Source organism: Streptomyces adustus, from assembly GCF_009377175.1.
GTDB classification, from domain to species: domain Bacteria; phylum Actinomycetota; class Actinomycetes; order Streptomycetales; family Streptomycetaceae; genus Streptomyces; species Streptomyces adustus.
In genome coordinates this window covers 1-2,685 of record NZ_VJZD01000490.1, presented here as the reverse complement: position 1 = coordinate 2,685, position 2,685 = coordinate 1, and the positions used below count along the sequence as shown (strand labels likewise).

Below are 2,685 nucleotides of genomic sequence, written 5' to 3'. Positions count from 1 at the left end.
CGCTCTCCCCGCCCGCGCCTGCCGCCTCTCCCGTCCGCTCCCCGGCGGCCGCCAGGCTGCTGCGCCGGGCGGCGGTCCTGCTTCCGGTCCTGCTGATCGGCGTGTGGGCGGCGGTCGACTGGCCCTCCGTGCGCGGCGGTACCGCCCGGCTGGCCTCGGCCGACCCCTGGTGGCTGCTGCTCGCCGTCCTCCTCACCTGCCTGGGCTGGGTGGCCGCCGCCGTCGTACGACAGGGCTCCATCCCGGACCGGCTGCCGACGGGGCTGCTGATCGCCTCCCAGTTCGCCGCCGGGGCCGCCAACCACGTGCTCCCGGCCAGCGTCGGCGCGCACGCCGTCACCCTGCGCTTCTACCGGAGCCAGGGCATCCCCCTCGCCCGCGCGACCGCCTCGATCGCCCTGTACTCGCTGGCCAAGCCGATCGCGAAGATCCCGGTCCTGCTCGCCTTCGTGCTGGCCTTCCCGGACATGCTGGAGCTCGGCGCGCTGGTCCCGGACGACGGGACGCTGCTGCTGATCACGGCGTGCCTGGTGGCCGGTCCGGCGGCGGCCGCGCTGCTGGTGACCTTGGTGCGTCCACTGCGCCGGCCGGTCCTCGCCCTCGTGCGGACCGCGTTGTCCGACGCGCGCGTGCTGCACACCCGGCCCAGCCGGGTGCTGGCCCTGTGGGGCGGCTCGGCCGCCACACCGGTGCTCCAGGGGTGCGTGATCGCCGCGGTCGGCGCCTCGCTGGGGCTGCCGCTGTCCTGGGCCCAGGTGGTGTTCGCGTTCCTGGCGGCGGGCACCGCGGTCGGGGCCGTCCCCGCGCCGGGCGGCATCGGGCCCGTGGACGCGGCGCTGGTGCTGGCCATGACCGCGTTCGGCGCGCCGCTGGGCCTGGCCACGGCGACCGTCATCGGCTACCGCGTCCTGACGGTGTGGGTGCCGCTGCTCCCGGGCGCGCTGGTGCTCTCGGCGCTCGTGCAGCGCGAGGTGCTGTGAACGCCCGGCGCCCGGGCCGTACGCCACGGGCGCCGGACGGGCGGGTCAGCGTGCGGTCAGTCTCCACAGGTGGTCGGCGGTGCCGTTGTCGCTCCACTGGAGGACCCGGGCGCCGGAGGCGGTGCTCATGCCGTCGACGCCGAGCAGCAGACCGCTGTTGTAGTTCGCGATCTTGTAGTAGCCGCCGTCGGCCGGGACGAGCTGCCAGAGGTGGTCGGCCGTGCCGTTGTCACCCCAGATCAGGGCCGTGCCGCCGTCGGCCGTACTCGCGTTGGTGATGCCGAGCAGCAGCCCGCTCGCCTGGTTGACGATCCGGTAGAGCCCCGAACCGGCCGCCACCAGGGTCCAGTTCTGGTCGGTGCCGGTGGTCGGGGCCGCCTGGACGACGGCCGTGCCCTGGGCCGTACCGGCGTTCAGCGTGTCCAGGGCGAGCCCGCTGTTCCGGTTGGTGATCTGGTAGCGGCCTGCCAGCGAGGTGGAGGTGCCGCTGGGCGTGACGACCAGGTGGTAGCCGTCGGAGGCGTTCATGGCGACGGGCACGGTGATCGAGCCGTTGGTCACGGCGTAGTCGGCCTCGGAGACCGTGAAGGGGGCCGAGACGGCCGTCGTACGGCCCTTGGAGGGGGTGTACTCCAGCTTCACATGGACCGTGCCGCCGAAGGCCGACAGGGAGCCGAGCCCGTCGACGGTGACGGCCGTGGCTCCGGTGCCGCCGCCGAAGATGACGCTGACCTGCCTGCCGTCGCCGGTGAGCGAGGCGGCACCGTCGATGCCGGTCTGCGCGGGAGGCGTGGTGGCGAGCATCGTCCCGGACATGTCGCCGTACCACTTGTACAGCCAGTACGAGCCGTTCGGCGATCCCCCGGTGTCGGTCAGGGTGTCGCCGAGGGTGCCGTAGTGGTTCCAGAAGGCGAGTTCCGCGTCCCGGACGCCGGCGCGCTCGAACTTGGCGACGTAGCCGACCAGTGCCCCGGGCACGCCGATCTCGGTCGGGGTCGCGTACTCCTCGATGGAGATCGGCCGCGGACTGATGCCGAGACTGCTCTCCAGCGCGCGATAGGCGGAGACATGGGCGGCGATGTCCTGGCTGCCCTGGAGTTCGTGCCAGGCGATGACGTCCGGCACGGTGCCAGTGGCCTTGGCGTCGGTGAGGAACGTGCTCATCCAGCTCTGGTTCCACGCCGAGTGACTCGGTCCCTGGATGGGTGTGGTGCCGTCCTTGGCGCGCACCTCCTTGTACGTCCGGGCCCAACCGGCGTCGAAAGCACCGGCATTGGCGGTGTCCCAGGTCCAGTCGGGCTCGTTCCACAGCTCGTACGCGCTGATGTTGCCGGCACCGGACGCCTTGACGGAGGCCACCTGGGTGTCGACGGCGGCCAGCCAGTCGCTCCAGCTCACCCACTTGTACGGGAAGTTCGGATACCAGTCGGGCATCCTGACGACCACCTTGGCACCCGCCCTGGCCGCCTTGGCGGCGACGACCAGGGAGTCACCGGCGGGTGTGGGCTCGCCGTTGGGCAACTGTTTTCCACCGGGGGCCATCTGGACGAAGGTGTTCGGCTTCAGCGCCTGGACGAGGCTGTCGGCGGGGGTGCTCGCGTCGGCGAGGCCGTAGAGGCTGCCGGCGGCGACATGGGTGACGGACCGCAGGTTCTGCGCCGCGTGGACGACCAGCGTGGTGGAGGCGGTGGGGGCCGCGTGGGCG

At 72.8% G+C, this 2,685-nt stretch carries 2 protein-coding genes; one reads left to right on the top strand and one right to left on the bottom strand.

The window, feature by feature from the left end:
* Positions 1-980: lysylphosphatidylglycerol synthase transmembrane domain-containing protein (locus tag FNH09_RS45970; RefSeq protein ID WP_238427491.1), on the top strand; the 980-nt coding region annotated here is incomplete at its 5' end.
* Positions 981-1,025: 45 nt separating this feature from the next.
* Here FNH09_RS45970 and FNH09_RS45965 read toward each other — a convergent pair.
* Positions 1,026-2,685: RICIN domain-containing protein (locus FNH09_RS45965; protein WP_152895807.1), on the bottom strand; the 1,660-nt coding region annotated here is incomplete at its 5' end.